Source organism: Streptomyces sp. NPDC020996 (assembly GCF_040641355.1).
In the GTDB taxonomy this organism is placed as follows: domain Bacteria; phylum Actinomycetota; class Actinomycetes; order Streptomycetales; family Streptomycetaceae; genus Streptomyces.
Genome location: NZ_JBFADM010000052.1, coordinates 13144 through 37636 on the forward strand (window position 1 = coordinate 13144; position 24493 = coordinate 37636).

Genomic DNA, 24493 nt, shown 5'->3' on the forward strand with positions numbered 1-24493 from the left:
CCAGCGCACGGTGCCCGTCGCGCCCGGCCGTGACCGGTCCATGTTCCCGGCGGTCCCGGCGGTCCCGGCGTGCCCGGCGATCCCGGCTTGCCCGGCGTTCGCTCTCGGGCAAGCATCCGTGCGCCGGCGGACTTGGACCGTCGTCCCGGCCGTTCTAGCGTCGGCCGGGAAGTCCGTGCGTGGAGAGCCGGCGGAACGAGGAGAGGCATGAGCGCGAACGAGCAGGCGGACGTGGTGGTCGTCGGGCTGGGGCCGGGCGGCGAGCACGTCGCCGGCACGCTGGCCGAAGCGGGACTGGACGTGGTGGGGGTCGAGGCGGACCTCGTCGGCGGCGAGTGCCCGTACTGGGCGTGCGTGCCCAGCAAGATGATGATCCGGGCCGGGAACCTGCTCGCCGAGGCGGGCCGGGTTCCCGCCCTCGCCGGTGCGGCGGCCGTGACTCCGGACTGGACCCGGGTCGCCGGACGGATCCGCGACGAGGCCACCGACGACTGGAACGACAAGGTCGCCGCGGACCGCTTCACGGCGAAGGGCGGTCGGCTCGTCCGGGGCGCCGGCCGCCTCGCCGGGCCGCGCCGTGTGACGGTCGGCGACCGCACCTTCGAGGCCCGGCGCGGTGTCGTGCTGGCCACCGGTACCCGGCCCCGGATCCCACCGGTGCCGGGGCTGGAGGGAACGCCGTACTGGACCAACCGGGACGCCATGGCGGCCGAGGAACTGCCCGCGTCGATGCTGGTTCTCGGCGGGGGCGCCATCGGTGTCGAACTCGCGCAGGTCTTCGCCCGCTTCAAGTGCGCGGTCACGGTGGTCGAGGGGCAGGACCGGCTGCTGTCGCAGGAGGAGCCCGAGGCGGGGGAGCTGGCCGCGGACGCGCTGCGCGCGGACGGCGTCACCGTTCTCACCGGCGCGCGGGCCCGGCAGGTCGCCCATGACGGCTCCGGGTTCACCGTGCGCCTCGAGGGCGACGACCGGCCGCTGCGTGCCGAACGGCTTCTGGTCGCCACCGGACGGCGGGCCGACCTGAGCCCGCTGGCGGTCGACACGGTGGGGCTCGACCCGGCCGCGGGAGCCGTTCCCACGGACGGGCGGATGCGGGCCGCGGAGGGGCTGTGGGCGGTCGGCGACATCACCGGCCGGGGCGCCTTCACCCACGTGTCGATGTACCAGGCGCAGATCGCCGTCCGGGACATCCTGGGGCAGCCCGGACCCGACGCCGACTACCGTGCGCTGCCCCGCGTCACGTTCACCGATCCGGAGATCGGGGCCGTGGGCCTGACGGAGCGACAGGCCCGGGAGCGCGGGCTGCGCGTGCGCACCGGTGTGGTGACCGTCGCCTCCTCCGCGCGCGGCTGGATCCACGGGCCGGGCAACGAGGGGTTCATCAAGCTCGTCGAGGACGCCGACCGGGGTGTGCTGGTCGGTGCGACCTCGGCGGGGCCGGTGGGCGGGGAGGTGCTGTACGGGCTGAACGTGGCCGTCCACGCCGAGGTGCCCGTCGACCGGCTTCAGCACATGATCTACACGTATCCCACCTTCCACCGGACCGTCGAGACGGCCCTGGGAGCCCTCCGCTGAGCGGCGTCCCGGCCCCGCAGGCGGCCCCGAGTGCCGGGCGGTGGCGCGCCATGGTGGGCCGCAATCCGGGCGAGCCGCACCGAGCCGCCACCTCGCTGGAACTCTTCTTCGACCTGTGCTTCGTCGTCGCGGTGGCGCAGGCGTCCGCGAGTCTGCACGAAGCGCTGACGGAGGGGCACCACGCCGGCGGTGTGCTGCGCTTCGCGCTGGTCTTCTTCGCCATCTGGTGGGCGTGGATGAACTTCACCTGGTTCGCCTCCGCCTACGACCCCGGCGACGTCGCGTACCGGCTGACGGTCCTGGTGCAGATCACCGGCTCGCTGGTGCTCGCCGCCGGGGTGCGCCGTGCGTTCGAGGACGGGGATCTGTACGTCATCACGCTCGGGTACGTCGTGCTGCGCACGGCGCTGGCCACGCTCTGGCTGCGCGCCGCGCTGTCCGACCCCGCCCGGCGCAGGACCGCGCTGCGCTTCGCGGCCGGGGTGACGGCGTGTCAGCTCGGCTGGGTGGCGTTGCTCTTCGTCCCGGTGCCGGTGCGGCTGCCGGGCATCGTGGTGATGGTCCTCGCCGAACTGTCCGTTCCCGTGTGGGCGCAGACCGCCGGGATGACGCCGTGGCATCCGCGCCACATCGCCGAGCGCTACGAGCTGTTCACCCTCATCGTCCTCGGTGAGTCCGTCTCGGCCGCCACCGTCGCCGTCCGCGGCGCCTTCGACCGGCACCACGGCACCGGTTCGCTGTACGCGCTTGCGGCCGGCGGCCTGCTCATGGCCTTCGCCATGTGGTGGCTGTACTTCGCCCGTCCCGCGCACACGCTGCTCGCCACGACGTACCAGGTCCGACACCGGAGATTCCCCTGGGCCTACGGCCACTACCTGATCTTCGCCTCGGCGGCCGCCGAGGGCGCCGGGCTGGCCGCGTACGCCGACCACGTCACGCGTCACGGCGGGGCCTCGCCGATCGCGGCCGGCGCCGCGGTCACCGTTCCGGCGGCCGTCTTCCTGATCACGGTCTGGGGCGTGCACCTGCGGCCGCATCAAAGGAGCCTGGGGGAGCGGATCGTGTTTCCCGTCGCCGCAGTGGGCGTCCTGGCGGCCGCCTGGTCCCCGGCACCGGCGCTGCTCGCCGGTGCGCTCCTGGCCGGCCTGGTCGCGATCGTCACGGTCCCGCGCCGGTGAGACCGGGCCGCGGCGGTGTCCGCGCCGCGCCCGGTGACGGGGCCGCGCCCGGTGACGGGCCCGGGGCCCGGTGTCCGGCCCCGGGCCCCGACGACGGGGGCCGCGCGGACGGACGCCGTAGGGGAGGTCCGCCCGTGCGGCCCGGTGTGTCAGCCCGCGTGCAGCGCGCCGCGCAGGACGCCGGTCGCCAGCGTGATGGCGGCCTCGGCGGCGTGGGTCTCGCGCAGCGCGTTGAGCATCACGAAGTCGTGGATGATCCCCTGGAAGCGGACCGCGGTGACCGGGACGCCGGCCTCGCGCAGCTTGTTGGCGTAGGCCTCGCCCTCGTCGCGGAGCACGTCGGCCTCGCCGGTGATGACCAGGGCCGGGGGCAGGCCGGTGAGCTGCTCGGTGGTGGCGCGCAGCGGGGACGCGGTGATCTGGGCGCGCTCGGCCTCGTCGGTCGTGTACTGGTCCCAGAACCACTGCATGCCGTCGCGGCGCAGGAAGTAGCCGGTGGCGAACTGGTGGTACGAGCCGGTGTCGAAGTTCGCGTCGGTCACCGGGTAGAACAGCACCTGCTGCACCAGCGGGACGTCGCCGCGCTCCTTGGCCATCAGGGTGAGCGCGGCCGTCATGTTGCCGCCGACGGAGTCGCCCGCCACGGCCAGCCGGGAGGCGTCCAGCCCCTTGGCGGCGCCCTCCTCGACGACCCACTTCGCGACCGTGTAGTTCTGCTCGATGGCGACCGGGTAGCGGGCCTCGGGGGACAGGTCGTACTCGGGGAACACCACGGCGGCGCCCGCTCCGACGGCGAGTTCGCGCACCAGGCGGTCGTGCGTGTGGGCGTTGCCGAACACCCAGCCCGCGCCGTGGATGTACAGGATCACCGGCAGCGTCCCCTCGACGCCCGCGGGCTTGACGATGCGGGCCCGGACGCTGCCCGTCGGACCGCCCGGGACCGTGATCCACTCCTCGTCGATCCGCGGCTTCTCGATCTCGCCGGACTGCACCTCGTCGACCGCCTTGCGCCCCTCCGCCGGGGGCAGGTCGAAGAGGTAGGGCGGGTTGGCCGTCGCCTCGGCGAACGCGGCCGCGGCCGGCTCCAGGACCGGCCGGACCGGTACGACGGCTTCGGAGTCGGACATGTGGTTCTCCCGGGTTCATGGGGTGCGCCGGAATTCCCGGCGGGACGACGCGGCTCCGGGGCAGGCACGGAATCCCGCGGAGTCGCCGGTCACCACGCTAGGCGGCGCCGGCGCCCGCGATTGTCCATGGGCGCACCGGATCTGACCCCGCAGTGCACCGAGCGGCAGTGCACTGTCGGAACGCATCCAGTGCACTGCCGGGAAACACGCGCGCTCCGGCGCGCAATAGCCTGGCGGCGCAGCAGTCGAGGGGCGCCGGGTGCGGGCCTGTGCACTGCGCGGAGAGCCCACCCGGAAATGCGGATCGGTTCACCTTCGAGCGCTCGGCATCGAGCGCGGTGACGCGCATGCGTCACACTGTTTCCCGCCCGCCGCTGCCGGCGCGAACATCCGATGGTCCTCGTCGTCTCCGCGGCGCCGGCCCTCACCGGGCCCGGCCGGTGGTCGCTCGACCAGGCACTGGGCGTCACGCCCTGGCCGCTGTGGGCCGTCCTCGCCGCGGTCGTGGCCGGCCCGGTGAGCGGACTGCTCACCCGCCTGGTGCTGCACCGCCCGTCCGCCGCAACGAAAGGGAAGCCGTATGCGCAGGCTGCTGAATGACGCGGTACGCACGCTCGCACCGCCCGGACAGGACCGCCACGGCCCGCTGCCTCCCCTGATGCTGACGCTGACGGTGGTCACCGGCCTGGTCGACGCGGTGAGCTATCTGGCGCTCGGGCACGTCTTCGTCGCCAACATGACCGGCAACGTGGTGTTCCTGGGGTTCGCCCTGGTGGGAGCCGCGAACCTGTCCGCGCTCGCCTCCGTCGTCGCGCTGGCGGCGTTCCTCGTCGGCGCGCTCGCCGGAGGCAGGCTCGGCACCCGTTTCGCCACCCACCGCGGAAACCTGCTGAAGACGGCGACCGCCGTGCAGACGGTGCTGGTCGCCGTCACCGTGGTCGCCGCCGCGGTCACCGACGGCCGCGTCACCACGGGGGTGCAGTACACGCTGATCGTGTTCCTCGGGCTCGGCATGGGCCTGCAGAACGCGGCCGCCCGGCGCCTCGGCGTGCCGGACCTCACCACGACCGTGCTGACCCTGACCCTGACGGGGCTGGCCGCGGACTCCACTCCGGCCGGCGGCGCGGCGCCACGGCCCGGCCGCCGGATCCTGTCCGTGCTGGCGATGCTCCTCGGCGCCTTCGTCGGAGCCGAACTGGTGCTGTACGGCCACCTCGTGCTCACCCTGAGCCTGGCCCTGCTGCTCCTGGGGGTCACCTCGGTGACCACCCACCGCCTCTCGTCCGCCGACCCGGCCTGGACACGGCCACCGTCCTGAGCCGGGGCCACCGTCCTTAGCCAGGGCTCCCGCCCCGGGACATCGCCGGACGCGAGCCGGATGCCGGGGCGGAGCGGAGCGGTTCACGCGTCGACGAGCCCCGTGGGCGGGGGCGGGGCGGGGCACGGCGTCGCGGCCTGGGCGTCGCGCCATTCGCGGGGAGCCATCCCGTAGGCGGCCCGGAACACCCGGCTGAAGTGCGCGGCGCTGGTGAAACCCCATCGGTGCGCCACCGCGGCGATCGTGGAGCCGCCCGCCTGCCGTGCCAGTTCGCGGCGGCACTCCTCCAGGCGGCGCCGCTGGATCCACCGGCCGACGGTGACGTCCTCGCCCTCGAACAGCTTGTGCAGGTAGCGCAGCGAGATGTGGTGGGCCCGGGCGATGGCCTGCGGGGTGAGATCGGGGTCCGCGAGATGACGGTCGATGAACTCCTGGATCCGCAGCAGCAGCGCCCGGTTCCCGCCGGGTGTGTCCGCGTCCGGCCGGCCGAGGACCTCGTCGGCCAGCACGCCGAGCAGGTCGACGACGTGACGGGCCATCAGTTCGCTGGTGCGCGGCGGGTAGGTTCCGGCGCCGTCGACGAGGCCGGCCAGGAAGGGCGAGAGCAGAGCTCCGAGGGGCGTGCCGGGGCCGAGCGGGGAGGCCGTGACACGAGCCATCTCGGACTCGCTCAGGCCCAGGACGTCTCTCGGCAGGACGAGGGACTTCGTCCGGAAGGACTGGGGCAGATTCAGCAGGACGGGGCGGGCCATGTCGTAGACGAAGACGTCTCCCGGCCCGAGGAGCACTTCACGGCCGTCCTGCTCCAGCCGGGCGACTCCTCTTTCCAGCAGTTTGACGACCACGTACTCGTCGCCGCCGCCCTGCCTGACGAGCCGGTGCGTGCGCAGCGCGGACAGGCAGTCGCCGCCGTCCACGGTGACGGCCAGGAGCCGGCCGATCGGCGCGGTACGGATCGTGCCGGAGTACACCTCGTCGGGGACGGTCATGTCCACGGCGCCGAAGGTCCGGGACAGAGCCTCGCGCCAGTACGCCCGTCTGCGGCCGACGGGCAGCGAATCGGTGGTGTGGAAGCTGCCGGGGGCGCTTCTCTCCTGGACATCCGCCGTCATGATCTCCGTCCTCCAACCGCCGCGTCCTGGGGAACACCGTGCCAGCGGGCCCCGGGGCGGCACATCGCGTGAATCCGTGAGATCAGGGGTGCGGGCCGGAGACGGGACGCCTCCTACTTGCCGTGGGTGCGTGACGACGCCTGCCGCAGGACCTGGGGGACGAGCGACGCCCCCGGAACGCCGGTCTGCTCGACCCTCACACCGGCGGTCCTGCCGCAGCGGGTGAGCAGCTCGCCCCATTGGGCGTGTTCGCGTGCGTCGGTGTAGTAGTCGAGCGCGGTGATGGAGGTGACCTCGCCGGTCGCGGATCCGGCGGCCGTTCCACCGCCGCAGCCGGTGGCGGCCAGCAACAGGGCGATGGCTCCGGTCAGGGCGGCGATCCGCCGCGCCGGCGTTCTGGCGGGTGAGATCATGGGCCTGCCTTTACCGAGTGACGAGTGACGAGCGGCAGGTGACGAGCGGCGAGTGACCAGCGGCGTCCGCGGCCGGAGTCGGTTGTCGGGAGGGCGTCCCGGGTCCGGCAGGCGTCATCAGCCCACGCCGGTGTCGTCCGTTCGGGCGAATGCTATCGGGTCGAGGCCGTCGACCTCCTCGACCGCCTCCCGGATCATCGCCACCACGGCATCGGGCTGCGACAGCACCACGGCGTGCGAGCCGTCCAGCAGGTGTTCGGTGGCCGCCATGCGCTGCGCCATGAAGCGCTGCGCGGTGGGGTTGAGCATCCGGTCGGCGGTCGCGATGGCGTACCAGGACGGCTTGGAGGCCCAGGCCGGCGGGCCCGATCTGCCGGTCAGCGCGCCGCAGGCGATCGGGCGCTGGACCACGGACAGCACCTCCTCGACGCCGGACGGCAGGTCGGCGGCGTACACCTGGGAGAACCGCTCCCTGCGGATGTAGAGCTCGCTCTCCCCACTGCCGGGGATCCGGACGGGGAGGGCGGCGATCCGGGTCGCCTCGGCCGACGGCACGGGGGCGAAGCGGTTCGTGATGTCCAGGACGCACTCACCCGCGTCGAGGCCGAACGCCGCGACGTAGCACAACGCCACGACGTTGTCGGCGTCGGTGGCGGCGTGGGTGATGACGGCGCCACCGTAGTCGTGACCGACCAGTACGACGGGCGCGGCGATCTCGCGCACCGCGCTCCTGATGTACGCGGCGTCCTGCTCCAGCCCGCGCAGCGGGTTCGCCAGGGCCCGCACGGTGATTCCGGCGGAGTGCAGGAGCCGGACGACCCCCGCCCAGCACGAGGCGTCGGTGAACGCCCCGTGCACCAGCACGACAGTCGGCGGTGCCGCGGGGGTGAGCTGGTGCATGCCGGTGACCTCCGACCGAGTGTGGCGATCCCCCAGCCAAGCGCGGGCGGGGCCGGCGGGACATCGCGTGAACGTACCAATGATCCACTCAGCCGTCGGGCAGGGCCATGACCACATTCGCCAGCTGCACCCGGGAGTTGACCGCCAGCTTCCGGAAGACGGAGGTCAGGTGAGTGTTGACGGTGTGCGGGGAGACGACGAGCAGGTCGGCGGCCGACCGGTTGGTGTGACCCTGGGCGATGAGGCGCGCGACCTTCTGCTCCGAGGCGGTGAGGGCGCCCCAGCCCTGAACGGGGCGCTGCACGGCCGCTGCCCTGCGGCTGCCGGCCCCCGCACCGTCCAGATCGTGCTGCAGGCCGGCCGCTGCCGCGTGGGCGCCCGACCTGGCGAACATGTCCTGGGCGTGCGTCAGGGCGGCGGCCGCCCGGCGTTTCCGGCCCGCCGCGAGGAGCGCCCGTCCGAGGTCGGCGCAGGCGGCGGCCCGTACCAGCGGGCGGGGGCTCGCCTCGAGCAGGCTCACGGAGCGTTCCAGCAGGGCGAGATCGTCCCGCACGAGTCCGAGGGCCTGCGCCGCGATACCCGTGGCGGTCGGCACCGAAGGGTTGCGCCGGGCGTGGTCCCCGGCCTGTGCGGCCAGGTCCCCGGCGAGTTCGTGGTCCGCGCCGCGCAGGGCGATGCGTATCGCGGCGTCGACCCAGTCGCGCAACAGCCGCCACCGCATGAAGGAACCTTCCGCCTGCACCTGCCGGATCCCGGCGACGGCACGCTCGACGTCCCCGTCCGCCTCGGCGTGGACCGCTTCCAGGAAACGCACCGCGGCCGTGTTGCCCGGGTTCGGTTTGACCGCGAGTCTGTCCCGCGCCGCGACCAGGTGTTCCCGCGCCGCCTCCCGGTCGCCGCGCAGCAGGGCGATCCGGGAGCGGATCACGCGGCCGCTCACCTGCTGCACGGGTACCTGTACGTCGTCCTCCAGGCGCTCCATGGTCGCGAAGCCGGCGTCGGCGTCGTCGAGCCGGCCGAGCCCCAGATCGTGCTGGCCCTGCGCCCACAGCAGCATCGCCTGACGCGTGGCCCCGGCGCTCTCCGCCGCCCGCAGGAGCAGTCGCTCGCCGGACGCGAAGTCGTCCGTGTGCAGGTGCGCGACGATCTCTTCGGGCAGGAAAGCGGCGTCGATGGTGGTGAGCGCGGCGAAGCGCTCCAGCGCGAGCGCGTTCTCACCCGCGTTCTGCGCGATCTCGCCGAGCCCGGAGAGAGCCAGGACGTGCGCCTCCCGGTCGCCGATCGCGACGGCGGCACGCAACGCGGCCTCGCCGGCCTCACGCGCCGCGACGAGATCAGGCCCGCGGGACAGGGCCAGCGCCCGCAGCGCGGCCAGTCTCGCCCCGGCCTCCGGGGCGGCGCCCGCGACGGCGAGGGCGGATTCGGTGCGGCGGCGCAGTTCCTCGGCGAGGTCCATCTGCCACAGCGCCCCGCCGAGGGCGGCCTGCAGCCGGCTGAGCGCCTCCAGCGGCGGCCGGCAGGCCAGCAGCCGGTCGCCCGTCGCCAGGGCCTCCCGGCTCCGGCCGGCCCGCGTCAGGACGAGGATCGCCTGCTCACCCACGTCGAACATCAGCGGCCGTCCGGGCGGCACCAGCTCCAGGGCGCGCGTCATGAGGTCGGCCGCGAGGCACGGCGTGACCGGCAGCACGTCCTCGGCGGCCCGCCGCAGCAGCGCCACGGCCTCCTCGTCCCCGGGCAGGGCGCCCCTGAGGATGTGCGGCACCGCCTCGATCGGCCGGAGGCCCGCGGCAACGAGGTGACCGGCGGCCTCCCGGTGCAGCACCTTCCGGGCGGACGGCGGGATACCCACGTAGACCGCCTGGCGCAGCAGATCATGACGGAAGACCAGATGGTCGCCGTCGTCGTCCAGAAGCCCGGCGCGCATCGCCTCGTCGAGCGCCGGGAGCAACGCGGCGGGCGTCCGGCCGCACAGCGCGGCGGCGTCGGGGAAGCCGAAAGCGCGCCCCAGCACGGCTCCCATCTGGAGGAAGCGCAGGGTGCCGGGTTGCAGGGATCTGAGTCTGCCGCGCACTCCCACCACGAGCGTCGACGGCACCGAGTCGCCCGCGAGGTCGGTGCTGTCCAGTCCCGTGAGCATCTCGACCGCGAGGAACGGGTTCCCGCCCGCCCCCTCGAGCAGGTCCCGCACCCGCTCGTCGACGGCCGCCCCGAGCACGTCGTCGGCGAGCTGGCTGATGGCCGCGCCGGACAGCGGTCCCAAGGGCACCGTGACCGTCGGAAGCGCGTCGGCGGCGGCCGTGACGATCTCCTCCGCCGGCCCGGCGGGATCCGGGCGGCCGGCCAGTATCCACACAACCGGCGAGGTCCGCAGGCGTGCCGGAAGCTGCTTCAGGGCGAACAGGCTCAGCTGGTCGGCCCACTGCACGTCGTCCAGGGCGATCAGCACCGGAGTACTGCGCGCCCTGTCCTCGATCGCCTCCGCGAGGCGCTCCACCAGCCAGATCCGCTGATCCTGGTTGCGGGCGAGATCGGCGAAGGCGTCGCCGGACAGCAGCGGCTGATCGCCGTGCAGGACGCAGGCCGCCAAAGACGACAGCGGCACGATGCGGTGCAGCTCGTCGGCCTTGCCCAGGCCGGTCGAGAACCCCGCTGCCCCGGCCCTGGTGACGGCTTCCGCGAGGAGCGTGGTCTTGCCGATGCCCGGCTCCCCCTGGATGAGGGCGAGCCCGCCGCTTCCGGTGCGGGCCACCGAGGCGATCAGTGTCCGCACCTTTTCCAGTTCGGCCTCTCGGCCGCGCAGACCGCTACGGGTCAGCGATTCGCCCGACCCCATTGATTACGCCCCTTCCGGCCCGCACTCGTCTGCCGGACGCCGCCCGATGCCGACGAGTGACCGCACCAGGCGGCAGCATATCCGGCCGCCGGAGTAGCAATGATCTTGACCTTGGATCGTGGACCCCTGTTCCGGCCCACCGTGACGGAACCCTTGCCGTGGCTTCCCGGCTGCCGGCCGGTGTCACAGGTTCGCGGTGTCCGGCTCGGCCGCCGTGCGCGGTCGGCGCTCGGTGGTCCAGTAGAGGAGCGCGATCAGGGGGAGGGCGGTGCCGAGGACGGTCAGGGCGGTCCAGCCGCCGGCGTGGTAGACGGCGGAGCCGAGCTGGGAGCCGACCGCGCCACCGACGAAGAACATGGCGATGAAGGCGCTGTTGAGGCGGGCTCGCGCGGCGGGGTCGAGCTGGTAGACGGTGTGCTGGCCGAGGATCAGGGTGGTCTGCACGGCCATGTCGATGACGATCGCGGCCAGGGCGATCAGTACGACGCTGTGCCCGCCGAACCCGGCGAGCGCGAAGGCCAGCGCGGCCGCCAGGAAGGCGGCGCCGGTCATGGGGCGGACGAGCCCACGGTCGGCCCAGTGGCCGGCGAACGGGGCCACGGCCGCGCCGGCCGCGCCGACGAGGGCGAACGCGCCGACCCCGATCGGGGAGTAGTGGAAGCGGGGGCCGGTCAGCACGAAGGAGACCGTGGTCCAGAAGGCACTGAAGGCGCCGAACATCGCCGCCTGGTAGAGACCGCGCCGCGTCAGTGCCGGGTGCGTGCGCACCAGCCGGACGGTGGAGCGCAGTACGTGGTGGTACGGGAGGGCCGTGGTCGGCGCGTGCCGCGGCAGGGCCAGCCGCAGGGCCAGCGCGAGCACGGCCATCAGGGCGGCGGAGCCGAGGAAGACGACGCGCCAGCCGGCGAGGTCGGACACCACGCTGCTCAGCGTGCGGGAGAGCAGGATTCCGGTGAGCAGCCCGCTCATCACCCGGCCGACGACGCGGCCGCGGGCGTGGTCGGGAGCGAGGCCGGCGGCGAACGGCACGAGGATCTGGGCGACGACCGAGGTGGCACCGCTGACCAGCGAGGCGATCAGCAGCATGGGAAAGCTGGTGGCGAGCCCAGCCGCCACGAGGGCGAGCGTCGTGACCGTCAGCAGGACGGTGACCAGGCTGCGCTTCTCCAGCCGGTCGCCGAGCGGGACCAGGAAGAGCATGCCGATCACGTAGCCGACCTGGGTGAGCGTGATCAGTGTGCCGGCGGTGCCCGTGCTGGTGTGGAAGACACCGCTCAGCGAGGACAGCAGGGGCTGGGCGTAGTAGAGATTGGCGACCGTCATGCCGGAGGCGACGGCCAGGAGCGCGACCAGCCACCCCGGCACGCCGTGCGGGGCCGGTGCGGTCGCGGGCCGGTGCGGGGTCCTGAGCTCGGACGATGCGGACATGTGCGCCTTCTTGAAGGAGCGGGCCGGTGGGACCGGCGCGGGCGGGAGTGCTGTGGAATGGCCGGCAGCTTCCTCGATGCCGTCACACAGGCCTCAGCGTGACCCGCCCCTTGCTTCTTCCTCCCTCGCTGCGATGGTTCGGGATATCGGTTATCGCGACCGGAGATGAACGCCGCGACGTTCGCCCGGCCGGGCGAACGCCGCTCCGGCACGGTCTCCAGCCAGCGCAGGACTTCGGGCGTCACGGGGTCGGCGATGTCGGCGAACTCGTCGTGCCTCTCGAGGAACTTCGCCACACAGTCGTGGCTGCGGCCGATGACGGGCGGGTACGGCATCAGCCACACCGGTCTGCAGACCGTGAGCCGGCTGGATGGGGCGGGACGCCCAGGCCGCCCGTGTCGGCGACGTCGTCCGGGCCGTAGTGGTCGACGAAGCACCAGGCGCCGATCAGTGTCCGGGCGCGCTGCGGCAGCGTGCGCCGTACGGTCATGGCTCGTGGGCCGCCCAGGGGCACGTCCCGTGCGGACAGCACGTCGACCTGCGGCGGGATCGGTGAGTTCATCGAGTTCCTTCAGGGCGGTGCGGGCGGCACATGCCCGGACCGACGGGGACGGGCGCGCGTGCGGGGCGCTTCGGGGTTCCCGGGCGGCTCGGAAGAGCGACCGCGGGCCTGCGGTCCGGGCCCCGTGGCGGTCGGCCGCGGGCCCGCTCCGGATCAGGGGGCGGTGGCCCGCACCGCCTCCTCGATCAGCTCGACGACGCGCTCGGGGTGGGCGAGCATCACCAGGTGCGAGGAGTCGACCTCCACGGTGGTCATGCCGGCGCGGTGGTAACCGTACCGCTGCACCTCCGGGTCGAGGGTGTGGTCGGCTGTGGCGACCAGACCCCAGGAGGGCTTGGTCTTCCAGGCCGCGCTCGGCGCCTTCTCGCTGAAGGCCTGCGCGGCCAGCGGCCGCTGGGAGACGGCGAGCACGGAGGCGAGGCCGGGGTCGATGTCGGCGGCGAAGACAGAGGCGAACTTGTCGATCTCGACCGACACATCGGTGCCTGGGGCGGCCGAACCGTCGGCCGGGAACGGCGTGTACACGAGGGCGGAGGCGAGGTCGGAGTCCGGGAAGCCGCCCTGCAGCTCGCCCAGGCTCTCGTTCTCCTCCAGGGCGTAACCGGCCAGGTAGACCAGCGCTCTGACGTTGTCCTCCACCCCGGCGACGGTGATGACGGCACCGCCGTAGGAGTGCCCGACCAGGACGACCGGCCCGGGTGTCTGACGGACGACCGAGGCCACGTAGGCGGAGTCGCACAGCAGGCTGCGGTTGGGCACCGCCGGGGCCACCACGTCCAGGCCGCGGGCGATCAGGCCCGGGATGACACGGGCGAAGCCGGAGGCATCGGCGAAGGCGCCGTGGACCAGGACGACGGTCGCGCGGTCGGAACGGGGCACGGGGCAGCTCCCTGTGGATGTCGTGGCGATCGGCCGAGTGAGGAACCACCGCCTCGACCGAGGTGCCTCACCGGGACGGACCGCGGGTGTGCACAGCACATTAGGAGCGGCCGGGAAGGTGTCTTGTCTGCCGGTGCATCACCTGTGGTCCGTCCGCGCCCGCGAGGAGGCGTGGACTTCGGGCGCCTCGGCAGGGCGGTGTCCTGGCACTGCCAGGCAACAAGCGGTGCGCCCGAGGACAACAGACGGCGCGACGCCCGCCCTAGCGTGCGGACATCCCGCGCCGCGCATGCCGAGACGAAGCGTGGTCCTGCGCGCGCCAGCCACTCCGGACGAAGGAACGTAACCCGTGCCATACATCACCGTGGGCCAGGAGAACTCCACCACCATCGACCTGTACTACGAGGACCACGGCGCCGGCCAGCCGGTCGTCCTCATCCACGGCTTCCCGCTCGACGGCCACTCCTGGGAGCGGCAGAGCGCCGTGCTGCTGGACGCGGGCTACCGCGTGATCACCTACGACCGCCGCGGTTTCGGCCGGTCCAGCCAGCCGACGACCGGATACGACTACGACACCTTCGCGGCCGATCTGAACACCGTGCTGGAGACCCTCGACCTGCGCGACGCCGTCCTGGTCGGCTTCTCCATGGGCACCGGAGAGGTCGCCCGCTACGTGTCCGCCTACGGCACCGCCCGGGTCTCCAAGGTCGCCTTCCTGGCCTCGCTGGAGCCCTGCCTGCTCAAGACCGACGACAACCCCGACGGGGTCGCCCCGAAGGAGTTCTTCGACGGCGTCGTCGCGGCGGTCAAGGCGGACCGTTACGCGTACTACACGGACTTCTACAAGGACTTCTACAACCTCGACGAGAACCTCGGCAGCAGGATCAGCGAGGAGGCCGTGCGCAACAGCTGGAACGTCGCGGCGGGCGGCGGCTTCTTCGCGGCCGCCGCAGCGCCGTCCACCTGGTACACCGACTTCCGGGCCGACATCCCGGCCATCGACGTGCCGGCCCTGATCCTGCACGGTACCGGCGACCGCATCCTGCCCGTCGAGGGAACCGCGCGCCCCTTCCACAAGGCGCTCCCGTCCGCCGACTACGTGGAGATCGAGGGAGCTCCGCACGGTCTGCTGTGGACCCACGCGGAGGAGGTCAACACCGCGCTCCTCGCCTTCCTGAGGAAGTGACCGGCAGCAGCACGACCGGAAGAGACCGCCGCCGCTGAAGCGGTACCGCTCGTCCGCGGGGCGGAGCACGCTGCCCCGCGTGCGTCCGGGCGGCGGCCGGGAGGTTCGGGTGCGCGGCCGGGACGTTCGGGTGCGCGGCCGCCGCCGCGGCCGTGCCGCTCACCCGTCCGGACGTGCTGGGCGGGCCATGGCGGCGGGCGACGGTCAGCATGGGCGGGTGCCGTCCCGTGGCGAGGGGAGACGTATGACCGACACCGACGTCGACGCAGCCGGTGGACGTCGGCGCCCCCGAGGACGCCAGGACCCGGGTCCCGGTCCCGTCGACCTGAGACGTCTCGGGGCGAACCCGGACCACTGGTATCCGGTGGCTCTGTCGAGAAACGTGCGCAGGGGCCGGGTGATCGCGACCGCCTTCGCCGGTGAGCGCATCGCGCTCTACCGCGGGGAGAGCGGCGCGGTCCACGCGCTGGAGGACCGGTGCGCCCACCGTCAGGTGCCGCTGAGCATGGGCGTCGTGGACGGTGAGGCGCTCCGCTGCTGCTATCACGCGTGGGCCTACCGAGGAGACGGCCGGATCTCCCAGATCCCGTACCTGTCCAAGGGCGACCGACGTCCGCCGCGCGGCGTGCGCGGCTACCCCGTCCACGAGGCCTACGGCCTGGTGTACGTGTTTCCCGGCGACCCGCGGAAGGCATCGGCCACCGCGCTGCCCGTGCTGCCGGCGTTCGGCTCGCCCCGGTACCGGACCATGACCTTCTCCCGGTCGGTACGCTGCCACTACTCGTTCATGCACGAGAACCTGCTCGACATGAACCACCAGTTCCTCCACCGGGGCGTGGTCGGCAGACTCCACCCCGAACTGCTGGAACACCGGACGTCCGCACGGTCCGTGGAGGCCAGGTACCTGTTCACCCACGCCGGCGGGAGGCGCAACCTCGGAGCCGGTCTGCTGGCCGGCGAGGGCCTGCGCGGCGGGGATTCCGCCGACGTGATGACCATCCGGACCGAATACCCGTACCAGACGCTGGACCTGGTCCCGGAGAAGGCCGAGCGTCCCGCATTCCGCCTCTGGGCGGCGTACGTGCCCGAGGACGCTGAGCAGCGCACGTGTCGCGCCTACGGGCTGCTCATGATCGAGAAGCCCCGGGTGCCCGGCGTCCTTCATCTGGCCTGGCCGTTGATCAGGCGCTTCACCGAGCGGGTGTTCGCCGAGGACCGCATGGCCGTCGAAGCCGAACAGCGGGCGTGGGACGAGCAGGGCGAGGACCGCAACCAGGAGGTCTTCCCCCTGATCCTGGACGTCCGCGAAGTGCTGCGGGCCAATGGCGTCCCGCTTCCCGGCCGATGCGGGCAACGCGGGCCTGCCGCGTGCGGGACCACCCCGCCGTGCGACGGCCCGGCGTGTGACGGCCCGGCGTCGACCGACGGCCACAGCCACCCGGGACCGGGCGGGTCCGCCGGTGGGAACGGCGGCCGGGCGGACGACGGAGAGTGAACGCCGGGCGCTCGCCGTCGCCCGGAGCGGGCCGGCGGATCGAAGGCGCGGACGGGACGGCTGAACCGTCGCGCCGCGCCTAACCGGGAACGAGGAGTGCAGTTGACCGACGAAGCGATGGGCGACGACGTCTACCAGCCGGACGGTTCCGAGGTGCAGGACGACGCCGGATTGCTGGACGCCTCGGACACTCTGGACTACCGGGCGGGCGACGAGGCCCTCGACGAGGGGTACTCGCCTCCGGAGCGGCCGTGGGGCGTGCAGCACACCGGCGTCACGGCGGCCGAGCGACTGCGCGGGGAGAGCCTGGACGAGCGTCTGGCCGAGGAGGAACCCGACGTCGCGATACGGCTGGGCGACGGCATCGGGGACACCTGGGACACCGACGGCGAACCCCTGGACGCGGAGGTCGGCGACGAACGCGCCGGCCGTCTCCTCGCGCCCGACGAGGGCGATGAACTGACCGGAAGATCCGACCTGTTCGCCTCCGACGTGGGCCTGGACGGCGCCGGTGCCTCGGCGGAGGAGGCAGCCATGCACCTCGTCGTCGAGTCCGACGCGTACCTCGAAGGCTGAGCAGAGCGTCCGGGTGACGGCTCGTCCGCCCTCGGGCGGGCCGTCACCGCCTGTCCGGCACCGGCCGGCCGGAGGCACACGTGTGCGCACAGTCCGCTCGCGACAGCACGCCACCGTCGGATGACCTGTCCTGACCTGACCTCCCGACTTGTGGGACGGGCCACTGCGCCTGGCGCTCCAGGACGTCCACTTCCCGGGGCGTGCTGCGCACCGTGCGCGGCACGGCGGCCGGATCCCGCCCCGCGCGTGGCTGACAGGTGCATGCAATCCGCCGATCATGATTGCTAACGTTCTTCCCTCATGCGGCTGATGGAGTGTCAGCCATGCCTGACGGAAAGGCTCCAGATGGGAAGACCCTCCCGCAGGGCGCGCTTCGTCGTCCGTGCGTTGGTGACCGGCGTGCTGCTCGGGCTCGTGCCGGTGTCGAACGCCGCCCCCGCCGCGGCGGCGGACGATCCCACCACCGCCTACGAAGCGGGTATGCCGGACGACAACTTCGACGACGAGGGCGCCGGGGAGCAGGACGACTTCGCCGGCGCCGGCTCGACCGGGACCTCCACGCTGGTCGCGGGCCGCGCCGGGGACTTCCAGCTGAAGAAGGGCGGCGACCTCAGCGGGCTGGTGTCGCAGCTGGACGCCGCACTGCCCAAAGAGACCCTCACCGACCTCATGAAGGTGGAGAACACCAACCGGGACGCCGCCTGGGACGACGGATGCGGCACCAAGACGATCTACGACTCCGACCTGGCGCCCTACCACCGCGTCTGCTGGAAGAGTGACGACGCCACGTCCACGGAGTGGGTGCCGCAGGCCATCACCGGTATCTCGGACGCCCAGGAGGACGAGACCTGGGGGACCTCTGACTCCAACCCGCTGGCCGTCGCCTCCTACGACGCGCAGAACCCGGGACGCAGCGACTACGCCTCGGGCGGACTCAACAACTGTCTGCTGTCCACCGCCGCCGACGCCTGCAACGAAAAGGGCGTCCGCGTCAGCTTCTTCAACACGACCTCGCACGAGTACCGTCACGTGCTGCTGGTCTGGCCGTACGTCAACTCCAAGAGCCACATCTCGTTCGACGCCCTGCACGCGCGCGAGGGCTCGTGCGTGTCGGTCGTGACGTCGTCCTGCGCGGCGCAGAACGGCATCCACGCGGGCGGCATGGCCTGGTACGGCAACTACCTGTACGTCGCCGACACCGCCAACGGGCTGCGGGTGTTCGACATGCGCCAGATCCTGGACCTGAACCCGGACAACGACGACTCGGTCAACGACCCGACGCCCGACGGGCTGACGAGCGACGTCACGGAGAAGAAGCTGATCGGCCGCCAGAGCAACGTCTGGTACAGCTTCGGCTACCGGTACGTCATGCCCCAGGTCGCCTCGCTGAAGATGACGACGGCGAAGAACGGCGGGAGCACGGACAACAGCCAGTGCTACTCGACCGGCCGGCCCAAGGTGTCGTACGTCTCCCTGGACCGCACCGGCACCGACCACATGGTCATCGGCGAGTACTGCAACCTCAACGCCGGCGGCGACAGCCCCGGCCGGGTCGCCACCTACCCGATGACCGCGCTGACGACAGCCGTCGAAGGCGCGGCGGGCACCCTTGCCGACGCGGACGCGGCCTACGGCCTGCCGGCCACGGGGACGTTCAACGGCGAACCCCTGTGGCACAAGATCCAGGGGGTCATGCGGTACGAGGGCAAGTGGTACTTCCACCGCAGCAACGGCTACAGCACCGGCCGCCTGTTGCAGGCGACCGTGCAGACGGTCGACGGCACCAACCGCCTGGTCGCCGCTTCGACCGTCCTGAAGTCGGCCATCGGCCCCGAGGACCTGTACCTGACGCACGGCAGGGGCACCGGTCTCGCGCCTCAGCTCTGGTCACTGAGCGAGCACGCGTCGAGCGCCTGCTCGTCGTGCAAGCGGGAGATCTACAGCTACCCGATGAGCGATGTGATCGGCGGATTCGGTCTCTAGGGGGCGACGGGGGACCAGGAATGCCGGCGACACACGTGTGGGATGCCTGAACGGGGGCACGATGCCGTTGCCGTGACGAGCCGCGAGCGGACACGCGGGCGGCGCAGGCCCGTGCCGGTGGGCGGGAACCGGTGTCCCGCCCACCGGCCGGTCAGGCCCGGTGGTACTGGGCGGGCGTGGGCACCTGGCCGCCGAGCGCGGCGGCGGCGTGGCGCGGCCAGTAGGGGTCGCGGAGCAGCTCGCGGGCCAGGAGAACGGCGTCGGCGCGGCCGGAGGCGACGATCTCCTGGGCCTGGGCCGGCTCGGTGATCAGCCCTACGGCGGCGACCGGCATGCCGGTCTCGTTGCGCACCCGTTCGGCGAACGGCACCTGGTAGCCGGGACCGGTCTCGATCCGCGCGCCGGGGGCGATGCCGCCGGTGGAGACGTCCATCAGGTCGACGCCGCGGGCCTGCAGCTCCTTGGCGAGGCGGACGGTGTCGTCGGCGGTCCAGCCCTCGCGGTCGTCCTCGGGATTCTCGCTGAGCCAGTCGGTGGCGGAGACCCGGAAGAACACCGGCAGCTCCTCCGGCCACACCGCGCGCACGGCGTCGACGACCTCCAGGGCGAAGCGGATCCGGTTCTCGAAGGAGCCGCCGTACTCGTCGGTGCGGTGGTTGCTGTGCGGGGAGAGGAACTCGTGGATCAGGTAACCGTGGGCCCCGTGGACCTCGGCGACCTGGAACCCCGCACCCAGCGCGCGTTCGGCGGCCTGCGCGAACTGCCGGACGACGTCGCGGATCTGGTCCGCGGTCAGCTCGGCCGGAGTGGTGGCGGAGGCGTCGAAGGGGAGAGCGCTGGGGGCGACCGGCTGCCAGCCGTAGGGCTCGTCCGGGCGGATCTGCCGGCCGCGGTCGACCCAGGTCCGCTCGGTCGACGCCTTGCGGCCGGCGTGCGCCAGCTGGATGCCGGGGACGGCGCCCTGCGAGGTCAGGAAGGAGGTGATGCGGCGGAACGCGGCGGCCTGGGTGTCGTTCCAGATGCCGAGGTCGTACGGGCTGATCCGGCCCTCCGGGCTGACGGCCGTGGCCTCGGTGATGATCAGTCCTGCCCCGCCGGTGGCCCGTGCCGCCAGGTGCGTGAAGTGCCAGTCCGTGGGAGTACCGACCGCCTCGCCCTCGGGTGCGGCGCTGTACTGGCACATCGCGGCCATCCAGATGCGGTTGGGGACGGTCAGCGACCTGAGATCGTAGGGCGTGAAGAGGGAGGTCACACGGACTCCTTGTCAGTGTCCTGAGCGGACGGCGGACGGCGGACGGGTGGCGCACCCCGCGGACGCGGAACACGCTCCCCTGCGAATCAATTGCATACGCGGGCTTCTTATTCCCGCTGCCTACCGGCGCTTGCATCTACGAGGCCGCCTGCAATCCACGAGCCCGCCCGCCGCGACGAACGGCGGCGTCAGTCGGATGACCGCCGCTCTTCATCTCGCCGCGCACGGTGGGGGCGCACCCGCACCGCGTCGACGCGAAGCTCGGCATCTCCTCGCACTCCGCGCCGCACTCCGCGCTGACCGGCCGTGGGTACGTCGGCCGGGCAACGCGACCGTAACGACGCATTCATCGAGGGAATACGCATTCCTCGGGAGAATCTCTGAACGTCGCCTCCTCACCAGGAGCCTTCCCCGCCCCGCCGTCCTCGTCGATCGACAGACGTCCTCCGGAGGAACCCATGCCCGACAGCAGCCCGTTCACCGTTCCCGTCGTGGACATATCCGCCTACACGGAGAAGGGCGGCGCCCAGGAGCGGGCGGCCGTAGCCCGCGCCATGGACGAAGCCTGCGCCACCGTCGGCTTCGTGCAGATCCTCGGCCATCGCGTGCCCGACGACGTGATCGCCGGCCTGACCGAAGCGCTCGACGGCTTCTTCGCGCTCGGCGTCGAGGAGAAGAAGGCCTACCAGGTGCCGGGCAACCGCGGCTACAGCCCGCCGAAGAGCGAGTCGCTCAGCCTCAGCCTCGGTGTGGAGCCGGCGTCGCGCATGAACGACTTCTTCGAGGCGTTCAACATCGGTTCCGAAGCGCGCTGGTTCGAGGAACCGGACCTCTCCGAGGCCGACTACGGCATCAACGTCTGGCCCGACGTCGACTCCTTCCGCCCCAGGGCCGAGGCCTACTACGACCATGCCGCGCGGGTCGCCCGCACCCTGATGACCGTCTTCGCCGACGCGCTCGAAATCCCCGGCGACTTCTTCGAGCACCTCACCGACCACTCCGTCGACGTGCTGCGGATGAACAACTACGCCCTTCCCGAAGGCACCGGCGTCTCCCTCGACGGCGATCTGACCGGCATGGGGGAGCACACCGACTTCGGCTTCGTCACCGTCCTGTGGGCCGACCAGGTCGCCGGCCTGCAGGTCCTCGGCCGTGACAACGTCTGGCACGACGTCCAGCCCATCGACGGCGCTCTGCTGATCAACCTGGGCGACCTCACCGCCCGGCTCACGAACGACCGGTGGATGTCCACCCTCCACCGGGTGAAGCCGCCGGTGATCGACGGGACGATCAAGCGGCGCCGGTCGGTGGCGTTCTTCCACGACGGCAACATCGACGCGACCGTCGCCACCCTGCCCAGCCACCTCGACGCGGACGCAGGCATGGCCTACGAGCCGATCCTGGTGCGCGACCACATCGCGGCCAAGCTGGCCGGCTCGCGGCAGGGCAAGGCCAACACCGCCGCCGTGCGTGAGGCCTCCCGCGTCCTAGCGGCCCAGCAGGGTTCGTAGGCCGCGTTCGCTCTGACGGAGGCCGACTGATGGAAACCGAAGAACCCGTGGCCGACGCCGTCGCCCTCGCCGTCGGCGAACGCATTCGCCACTGGCGCACCGAACGCGGCCTCCTGATGCGGCAACTGGCCGACATGGCCGACATCGGGCAGCCGTTCCTGAGCAAGATCGAACGGGGAGAGGCCTCGCCGTCCATGCTGAGCCTGTACCGCATCGCGACAGCGCTCGACGTCACGCCGGGAGACCTGCTGCCGGTCGTGACGCCGCGACCCGGTGCCACCGTGGTACGGGCCCACGAGGGCCGCCGGATCGCGAGTACCGAGGAGTCAGCCATCCCGGTCCGCTTCATGGCCGGTATGGCCCACCACTCCTTCGAACTCTCCGAGATGGAGTTCGACCACACCCAGAACAACGACGAGTGGTTCGACTACCCCACCCCGGCCGCGACCTACCTGATCGCCGGCCGTCTCGACGTGGACGTCGAAGGCGACGGCAGGTACCACCTCGGCCCGCGTGACACGATCTTCTACCCCGCCAGGGCACGCTGCCGCTGGGAAGCCACCCCGGACGGGCCCGTCAGGGTCCTCCACGTCACCGCCCGCGCACGGCACTCCTGAGTACGGCCGCGCATGCACTGCCGGGTACGGCTGACTACGGCCCGCCTTCACCGTGGCGGCGCTCCCCGTCGCCGGCCCGGAAAACCCTTCGCGCCCGCTCGCCCCGCCCGGTACGGTCGCGAGCGTGTTCCCACGGTGGGGGCCCGAGGCCTTCGCGCTGCCGCCCCCGACAGTTCCCGTTGCGAGAGCAGGTTTCGTCCATGGCATGTCGTATCGGTGAGCTCGTGCTCGGCTGCCGCGACCCCGAGGTGCTGGCCCGGTTCTGGTGCGGGGTCCTGGACTTCGTCGTGCTCGACCGCGAAGGGAACGACTGCATCGAGATCGGGCCGCGCGAGGGGTTCGGCGGTCCGCAGCCGACGATCATCCTCAGCCGCAGGGACGAGCCGGAGCCGGGGAAGGCCCGGCTGCACATCGACGTCAACCCCACCGACCGCGATCAGGAAGCCGAGCTCGAACGCCTCCTGAAGCTCGGGGCGCGCCCGGCCGACATCGGCCAGACCGGCGAGGAGCAATGGCATGTGCTCGCCGACCCCGAGGGCAACGAGTTCTGCCTCCTCAGGGCTCGCCTCAACCCGCTCTGACGGCGCGGTGGCGCCTACGAGTCCGCCGGGCGGGTGAACCCGTAGGCGCGCTCGACCTTGGCCACGTGGAGCGCGAACGAGGAATACCAGCGCTCGCGTCCGTGCGCACGGGCCAGGGCGTGCTCCGCGTGCTCCCGCCAAGGGGCGATCGAGTCCTCGTCCCTCCAGTACGACACCGTGATCCCCAGGCCGTCCGCGCGGCGAGCGGAATCGATGCCGAGGAATCCCGGCTGCTCGGCAGCCAGTTTCAGCAGCCGCTCGTCCGCCTCCCCGTAGCCGTTGTCGTCGGCGGTCCGCACGGCGGTGAACACCACGGCGTAGTAGGGCGGGGCGGGCAGCGACGCGGGCGCAGGATCGGTCACGGAATTCCTCCAACAGACGACACCGGCAGTACCGCCTCAAACGATCTCGCGCACCCACCCGAACCCACAACCCTGTTTCGCTCGCCCGGGGTGGCCGACACACGGTTCCTCACACACCGGCGCGTGCGGGGCGGCGATGCGTGTGCGCGGGGGAGTCACACCATGGCTGCCTGAAACGCCTTCATGCAGGCGAAGCAGTGCTTGTCCGTCGGCTCCTGCCGGCTGGGCTGCTCCGGCTTCTCCACACCGCACAACGTGGAGGTCTTGTCAGCCGTCAGGACATGCCACACCGGTTCTCCTGAGGGGTCCGCGCCCTGCCACATTTCGTGCATGGTCACCTCCCAGGTCGATGTGGGGAACACTCCCATACGAGCACGGCCGGCATGGGGCGGCCTCCTGTGGAGGCCGAACGGGCTACACCGGCGGTCGGCCGGATCAGCCGAGCCCGCCGTACCGTGGCGCGGCATCACCGCCGAAGCCGGTCGTTCGACGAAGCGCGAAAACGGGGGAGCGCGACGCGTCACCCCCCGACCGCCTGCGGCGGTCCGCCGTCACGTGCGTTCGGAGGCTCAGGTGTCGTTCGACTCCACCACGGTGTACATGACCGACCTGTTCTGCTTGTGCCGCTGGATGCGCCCCTTGGCCACCAGCGCCTCCAGGGTGTTGCGCACGACCTGCGGCGTGGGCTGCCGGTCCGGGTGTGCGCGCAGCAACTCCTCGCGCAGTTCGGCCGCGAGGCGGGGCTCGCTGTGCGCGGCGAGCAGTTCCAGCAGCAGGTCCTGGAGGAGAACCGGCCGCTCTTCCTGCTTGTCGGCACCCTTGGCGCCGGTCCTGCCGGCGCCCGTCCTGCCGGCGCGGGTCTTGCGCTGACGGGTGTCAGGGCTCGCACCTGCGTCGCGCGGACGCCCGGTCGGGGCTTCGGCGGCATCGGGCGAGGTGGCAGGGGTGACGGGTGCCGACACCTCTGCCTCGTTCTGCGCCTGCTGCGGTACGGGCGGCTGGTCCGGGGCCGCGTCGGAGTCCGCGTCAGACGCCCCCGCGAGCTTCAGGATGTTCAGGAGCAGTGACTCCTCCTGGTGCAGAGCCTCCAGCTGACGCGTCAATTCCTTCTGCCGGCGGCGATTCTCCGCCAGATCGGAGATCGCCTGCTCGGCATACCGTGACCGGATCGTGGTGGTGGCTGATGTGGTGGGCACAGCCGTTCACTCCCTCAGTGTGGATGACTCGACGCATGCTACTGGGAGCGCAGGAGCCTGCCGAGGCCGGGCAGGGCGGCAAATACACGCGGACGCGCCCCGTCGCGGGGACACATGTGCGATCGACAGTGTCCGCCGACGATATGCGGCGCTGCACGGGCCGTCACCGACCCGACGTGTGAACCGGCATGAGCGGGCTGAGAACCGGCCTGTGAGGTGGTCGCCCACACGCGGACCCGCGCGTGCGGCCGAACCCTCGACATGCGTGGCGGAGCGCGCGTCGGGGCGGCGTGGCGCGTGACACGGCCCCGGAGCACGGCGCGCGGGGCCGTGTCACGCGGCCCCGGAGCACCGCGCGCGGGGCGTGGCCGACCCGGACGGAGAACAGTGGCCCTTCGAACGGGCCCTC

General features: G+C 72.3%; 22 protein-coding genes and 1 pseudogene. 11 read left to right on the forward strand and 12 right to left on the reverse strand.

Features of this window, described 5'->3' with window-relative positions:
• Positions 1-207 precede the first annotated feature (207 nt).
• Together AB0G63_RS28910 and AB0G63_RS28915 are read left to right on the forward strand one after the other, a co-directional pair.
• Complete coding sequence (locus tag AB0G63_RS28910) at positions 208-1575, forward strand: NAD(P)/FAD-dependent oxidoreductase (RefSeq protein WP_360755997.1); 1368 nt, start codon at positions 208-210, stop codon at positions 1573-1575.
• A gap of 50 nt (positions 1576-1625) precedes the next feature.
• Positions 1626-2753 carry a low temperature requirement protein A gene (locus AB0G63_RS28915; protein ID WP_360756000.1) on the forward strand — a complete coding sequence of 376 codons (1128 nt, stop codon included), beginning with the start codon at positions 1626-1628 and terminating at the stop codon, positions 2751-2753.
• A gap of 149 nt (positions 2754-2902) precedes the next feature.
• Here AB0G63_RS28915 and AB0G63_RS28920 read toward each other — a convergent pair whose 3' ends face one another.
• Positions 2903-3880: an alpha/beta hydrolase gene (locus AB0G63_RS28920; protein ID WP_360756002.1), complete on the reverse strand. Its 978-nt coding sequence runs from the start codon at positions 3878-3880 to the stop codon at positions 2903-2905.
• Positions 3881-4273: 393 nt separating this feature from the next.
• Between AB0G63_RS28920 and AB0G63_RS28925 the strand changes: the two genes are divergently transcribed.
• The gene (locus AB0G63_RS28925) at positions 4274-4480 is read left to right on the forward strand and encodes a hypothetical protein (RefSeq protein WP_360756004.1); all 207 of its coding nucleotides are present in this window, start codon (positions 4274-4276) and stop codon (positions 4478-4480) included.
• Positions 4461-5198: a YoaK family protein gene (locus AB0G63_RS28930; protein WP_360756006.1), complete on the forward strand. Its 738-nt coding sequence runs from the start codon at positions 4461-4463 to the stop codon at positions 5196-5198. Before AB0G63_RS28925 ends, AB0G63_RS28930 begins: the two co-directional genes overlap by 20 nt.
• Positions 5199-5281: 83 nt before the next feature.
• Here AB0G63_RS28930 and AB0G63_RS28935 read toward each other — a convergent pair whose 3' ends face one another.
• From AB0G63_RS28935 to AB0G63_RS28965, 7 genes and pseudogenes are all read right to left on the reverse strand, one after another.
• Positions 5282-6310, reverse strand: coding sequence for a helix-turn-helix domain-containing protein (locus AB0G63_RS28935; protein WP_360756009.1), 1029 nt, complete (start codon positions 6308-6310; stop codon positions 5282-5284).
• Positions 6311-6423: 113 nt separating this feature from the next.
• Positions 6424-6723 carry a hypothetical protein gene (locus tag AB0G63_RS28940; protein WP_360756012.1) on the reverse strand — a complete coding sequence of 100 codons (300 nt, stop codon included), beginning with the start codon at positions 6721-6723 and terminating at the stop codon, positions 6424-6426.
• Positions 6724-6840: 117 nt separating this feature from the next.
• Positions 6841-7623, reverse strand: coding sequence for an alpha/beta hydrolase (locus AB0G63_RS28945; RefSeq protein WP_360756014.1), 783 nt, complete (start codon positions 7621-7623; stop codon positions 6841-6843).
• 88 nt (positions 7624-7711) lie between these two features.
• On the reverse strand, positions 7712-10456 hold the full coding sequence (locus tag AB0G63_RS28950) for an AAA family ATPase (protein ID WP_360756017.1): 2745 nt from the start codon (positions 10454-10456) through the stop codon (positions 7712-7714).
• A gap of 183 nt (positions 10457-10639) precedes the next feature.
• Complete coding sequence (locus AB0G63_RS28955; protein ID WP_360756108.1) at positions 10640-11821, reverse strand: MFS transporter; 1182 nt, start codon at positions 11819-11821, stop codon at positions 10640-10642.
• Positions 11822-12251: 430 nt separating this feature from the next.
• Positions 12252-12446 (reverse strand): annotated as a pseudogene (locus AB0G63_RS28960) (pirin family protein); the annotation flags it as partial.
• A 153-nt stretch (positions 12447-12599) separates the two neighbouring features.
• A complete protein-coding gene (locus AB0G63_RS28965) occupies positions 12600-13325 on the reverse strand; it encodes an alpha/beta hydrolase (RefSeq protein ID WP_360756019.1) in 726 nt (241 codons plus the stop codon).
• A gap of 349 nt (positions 13326-13674) precedes the next feature.
• Here AB0G63_RS28965 and AB0G63_RS28970 point away from each other — a divergent pair, with 349 nt between their 5' ends.
• From AB0G63_RS28970 to AB0G63_RS28985, 4 genes are all read left to right on the forward strand, one after another.
• The gene (locus tag AB0G63_RS28970) at positions 13675-14511 is read left to right on the forward strand and encodes an alpha/beta hydrolase (RefSeq protein WP_360756021.1); all 837 of its coding nucleotides are present in this window, start codon (positions 13675-13677) and stop codon (positions 14509-14511) included.
• A gap of 244 nt (positions 14512-14755) precedes the next feature.
• Positions 14756-16006 (forward strand): aromatic ring-hydroxylating dioxygenase subunit alpha, encoded by a 1251-nt coding sequence (locus AB0G63_RS28975; protein ID WP_360756023.1) that lies wholly within the window; start codon positions 14756-14758, stop codon positions 16004-16006.
• 117 nt (positions 16007-16123) lie between these two features.
• A complete protein-coding gene (locus AB0G63_RS28980) occupies positions 16124-16582 on the forward strand; it encodes a DUF5709 domain-containing protein (RefSeq protein WP_360756111.1) in 459 nt (152 codons plus the stop codon).
• A 345-nt stretch (positions 16583-16927) separates the two neighbouring features.
• Positions 16928-18565: a hypothetical protein gene (locus tag AB0G63_RS28985; RefSeq protein ID WP_360756025.1), complete on the forward strand. Its 1638-nt coding sequence runs from the start codon at positions 16928-16930 to the stop codon at positions 18563-18565.
• 151 nt (positions 18566-18716) lie between these two features.
• Here AB0G63_RS28985 and AB0G63_RS28990 read toward each other — a convergent pair whose 3' ends face one another.
• Positions 18717-19817, reverse strand: coding sequence for an NADH:flavin oxidoreductase/NADH oxidase (locus AB0G63_RS28990; RefSeq protein ID WP_360756027.1), 1101 nt, complete (start codon positions 19815-19817; stop codon positions 18717-18719).
• 458 nt (positions 19818-20275) lie between these two features.
• Here AB0G63_RS28990 and AB0G63_RS28995 point away from each other — a divergent pair, with 458 nt between their 5' ends.
• The 3 genes from AB0G63_RS28995 to AB0G63_RS29005 all read left to right on the forward strand — a co-directional run bounded on the left by AB0G63_RS28995 (position 20276) and on the right by AB0G63_RS29005 (position 22526).
• Positions 20276-21328 carry a 2-oxoglutarate and iron-dependent oxygenase domain-containing protein gene (locus AB0G63_RS28995; RefSeq protein ID WP_360756029.1) on the forward strand — a complete coding sequence of 351 codons (1053 nt, stop codon included), beginning with the start codon at positions 20276-20278 and terminating at the stop codon, positions 21326-21328.
• Positions 21329-21357: 29 nt separating this feature from the next.
• Positions 21358-21945 carry an XRE family transcriptional regulator gene (locus AB0G63_RS29000; protein WP_360756032.1) on the forward strand — a complete coding sequence of 196 codons (588 nt, stop codon included), beginning with the start codon at positions 21358-21360 and terminating at the stop codon, positions 21943-21945.
• Between the two features lie 200 nt (positions 21946-22145).
• The gene (locus tag AB0G63_RS29005; RefSeq protein WP_360756035.1) at positions 22146-22526 is read left to right on the forward strand and encodes a VOC family protein; all 381 of its coding nucleotides are present in this window, start codon (positions 22146-22148) and stop codon (positions 22524-22526) included.
• Positions 22527-22540: 14 nt separating this feature from the next.
• Here AB0G63_RS29005 and AB0G63_RS29010 read toward each other — a convergent pair whose 3' ends face one another.
• The 3 genes from AB0G63_RS29010 to AB0G63_RS29020 form a co-directional block, all read right to left on the reverse strand.
• On the reverse strand, positions 22541-22888 hold the full coding sequence (locus AB0G63_RS29010) for an antibiotic biosynthesis monooxygenase (RefSeq protein WP_360756037.1): 348 nt from the start codon (positions 22886-22888) through the stop codon (positions 22541-22543).
• Between the two features lie 155 nt (positions 22889-23043).
• Positions 23044-23220 carry a hypothetical protein gene (locus tag AB0G63_RS29015; RefSeq protein ID WP_360756039.1) on the reverse strand — a complete coding sequence of 59 codons (177 nt, stop codon included), beginning with the start codon at positions 23218-23220 and terminating at the stop codon, positions 23044-23046.
• A 237-nt stretch (positions 23221-23457) separates the two neighbouring features.
• Positions 23458-24084 carry a hypothetical protein gene (locus AB0G63_RS29020; protein ID WP_360756042.1) on the reverse strand — a complete coding sequence of 209 codons (627 nt, stop codon included), beginning with the start codon at positions 24082-24084 and terminating at the stop codon, positions 23458-23460.
• Positions 24085-24493: the final 409 nt, after the last annotated feature.

Excerpts from the sequence above, each read along its gene's own strand:
- AB0G63_RS29005 (WP_360756035.1), top strand. The coding sequence starts at position 22,146 with ATGGCATGTCGTATCGGTGAGCTCGTGCTCGGCTGCCGCGACCCCGAG.
- AB0G63_RS29000 (WP_360756032.1), top strand. The coding sequence starts at position 21,358 with ATGGAAACCGAAGAACCCGTGGCCGACGCCGTCGCCCTCGCCGTCGGC.
- AB0G63_RS28920 (WP_360756002.1), bottom strand. The coding sequence starts at position 3,880 with ATGTCCGACTCCGAAGCCGTCGTACCGGTCCGGCCGGTCCTGGAGCCG.
- AB0G63_RS28915 (WP_360756000.1), top strand. The coding sequence starts at position 1,626 with ATGGTGGGCCGCAATCCGGGCGAGCCGCACCGAGCCGCCACCTCGCTG.
- AB0G63_RS28985 (WP_360756025.1), top strand. The coding sequence starts at position 16,928 with ATGGGAAGACCCTCCCGCAGGGCGCGCTTCGTCGTCCGTGCGTTGGTG.
- AB0G63_RS28945 (WP_360756014.1), bottom strand. The coding sequence starts at position 7,623 with ATGCACCAGCTCACCCCCGCGGCACCGCCGACTGTCGTGCTGGTGCAC.
- AB0G63_RS28925 (WP_360756004.1), top strand. The coding sequence starts at position 4,274 with ATGGTCCTCGTCGTCTCCGCGGCGCCGGCCCTCACCGGGCCCGGCCGG.
- AB0G63_RS28940 (WP_360756012.1), bottom strand. The coding sequence starts at position 6,723 with ATGATCTCACCCGCCAGAACGCCGGCGCGGCGGATCGCCGCCCTGACC.
- AB0G63_RS28910 (WP_360755997.1), top strand. The coding sequence starts at position 208 with ATGAGCGCGAACGAGCAGGCGGACGTGGTGGTCGTCGGGCTGGGGCCG.
- AB0G63_RS28950 (WP_360756017.1), bottom strand. The coding sequence starts at position 10,456 with ATGGGGTCGGGCGAATCGCTGACCCGTAGCGGTCTGCGCGGCCGAGAG.
- AB0G63_RS28995 (WP_360756029.1), top strand. The coding sequence starts at position 20,276 with ATGCCCGACAGCAGCCCGTTCACCGTTCCCGTCGTGGACATATCCGCC.
- AB0G63_RS28935 (WP_360756009.1), bottom strand. The coding sequence starts at position 6,310 with ATGACGGCGGATGTCCAGGAGAGAAGCGCCCCCGGCAGCTTCCACACC.
- AB0G63_RS28980 (WP_360756111.1), top strand. The coding sequence starts at position 16,124 with ATGGGCGACGACGTCTACCAGCCGGACGGTTCCGAGGTGCAGGACGAC.
- AB0G63_RS28930 (WP_360756006.1), top strand. The coding sequence starts at position 4,461 with ATGCGCAGGCTGCTGAATGACGCGGTACGCACGCTCGCACCGCCCGGA.
- AB0G63_RS29015 (WP_360756039.1), bottom strand. The coding sequence starts at position 23,220 with ATGCACGAAATGTGGCAGGGCGCGGACCCCTCAGGAGAACCGGTGTGG.
- AB0G63_RS28975 (WP_360756023.1), top strand. The coding sequence starts at position 14,756 with ATGACCGACACCGACGTCGACGCAGCCGGTGGACGTCGGCGCCCCCGA.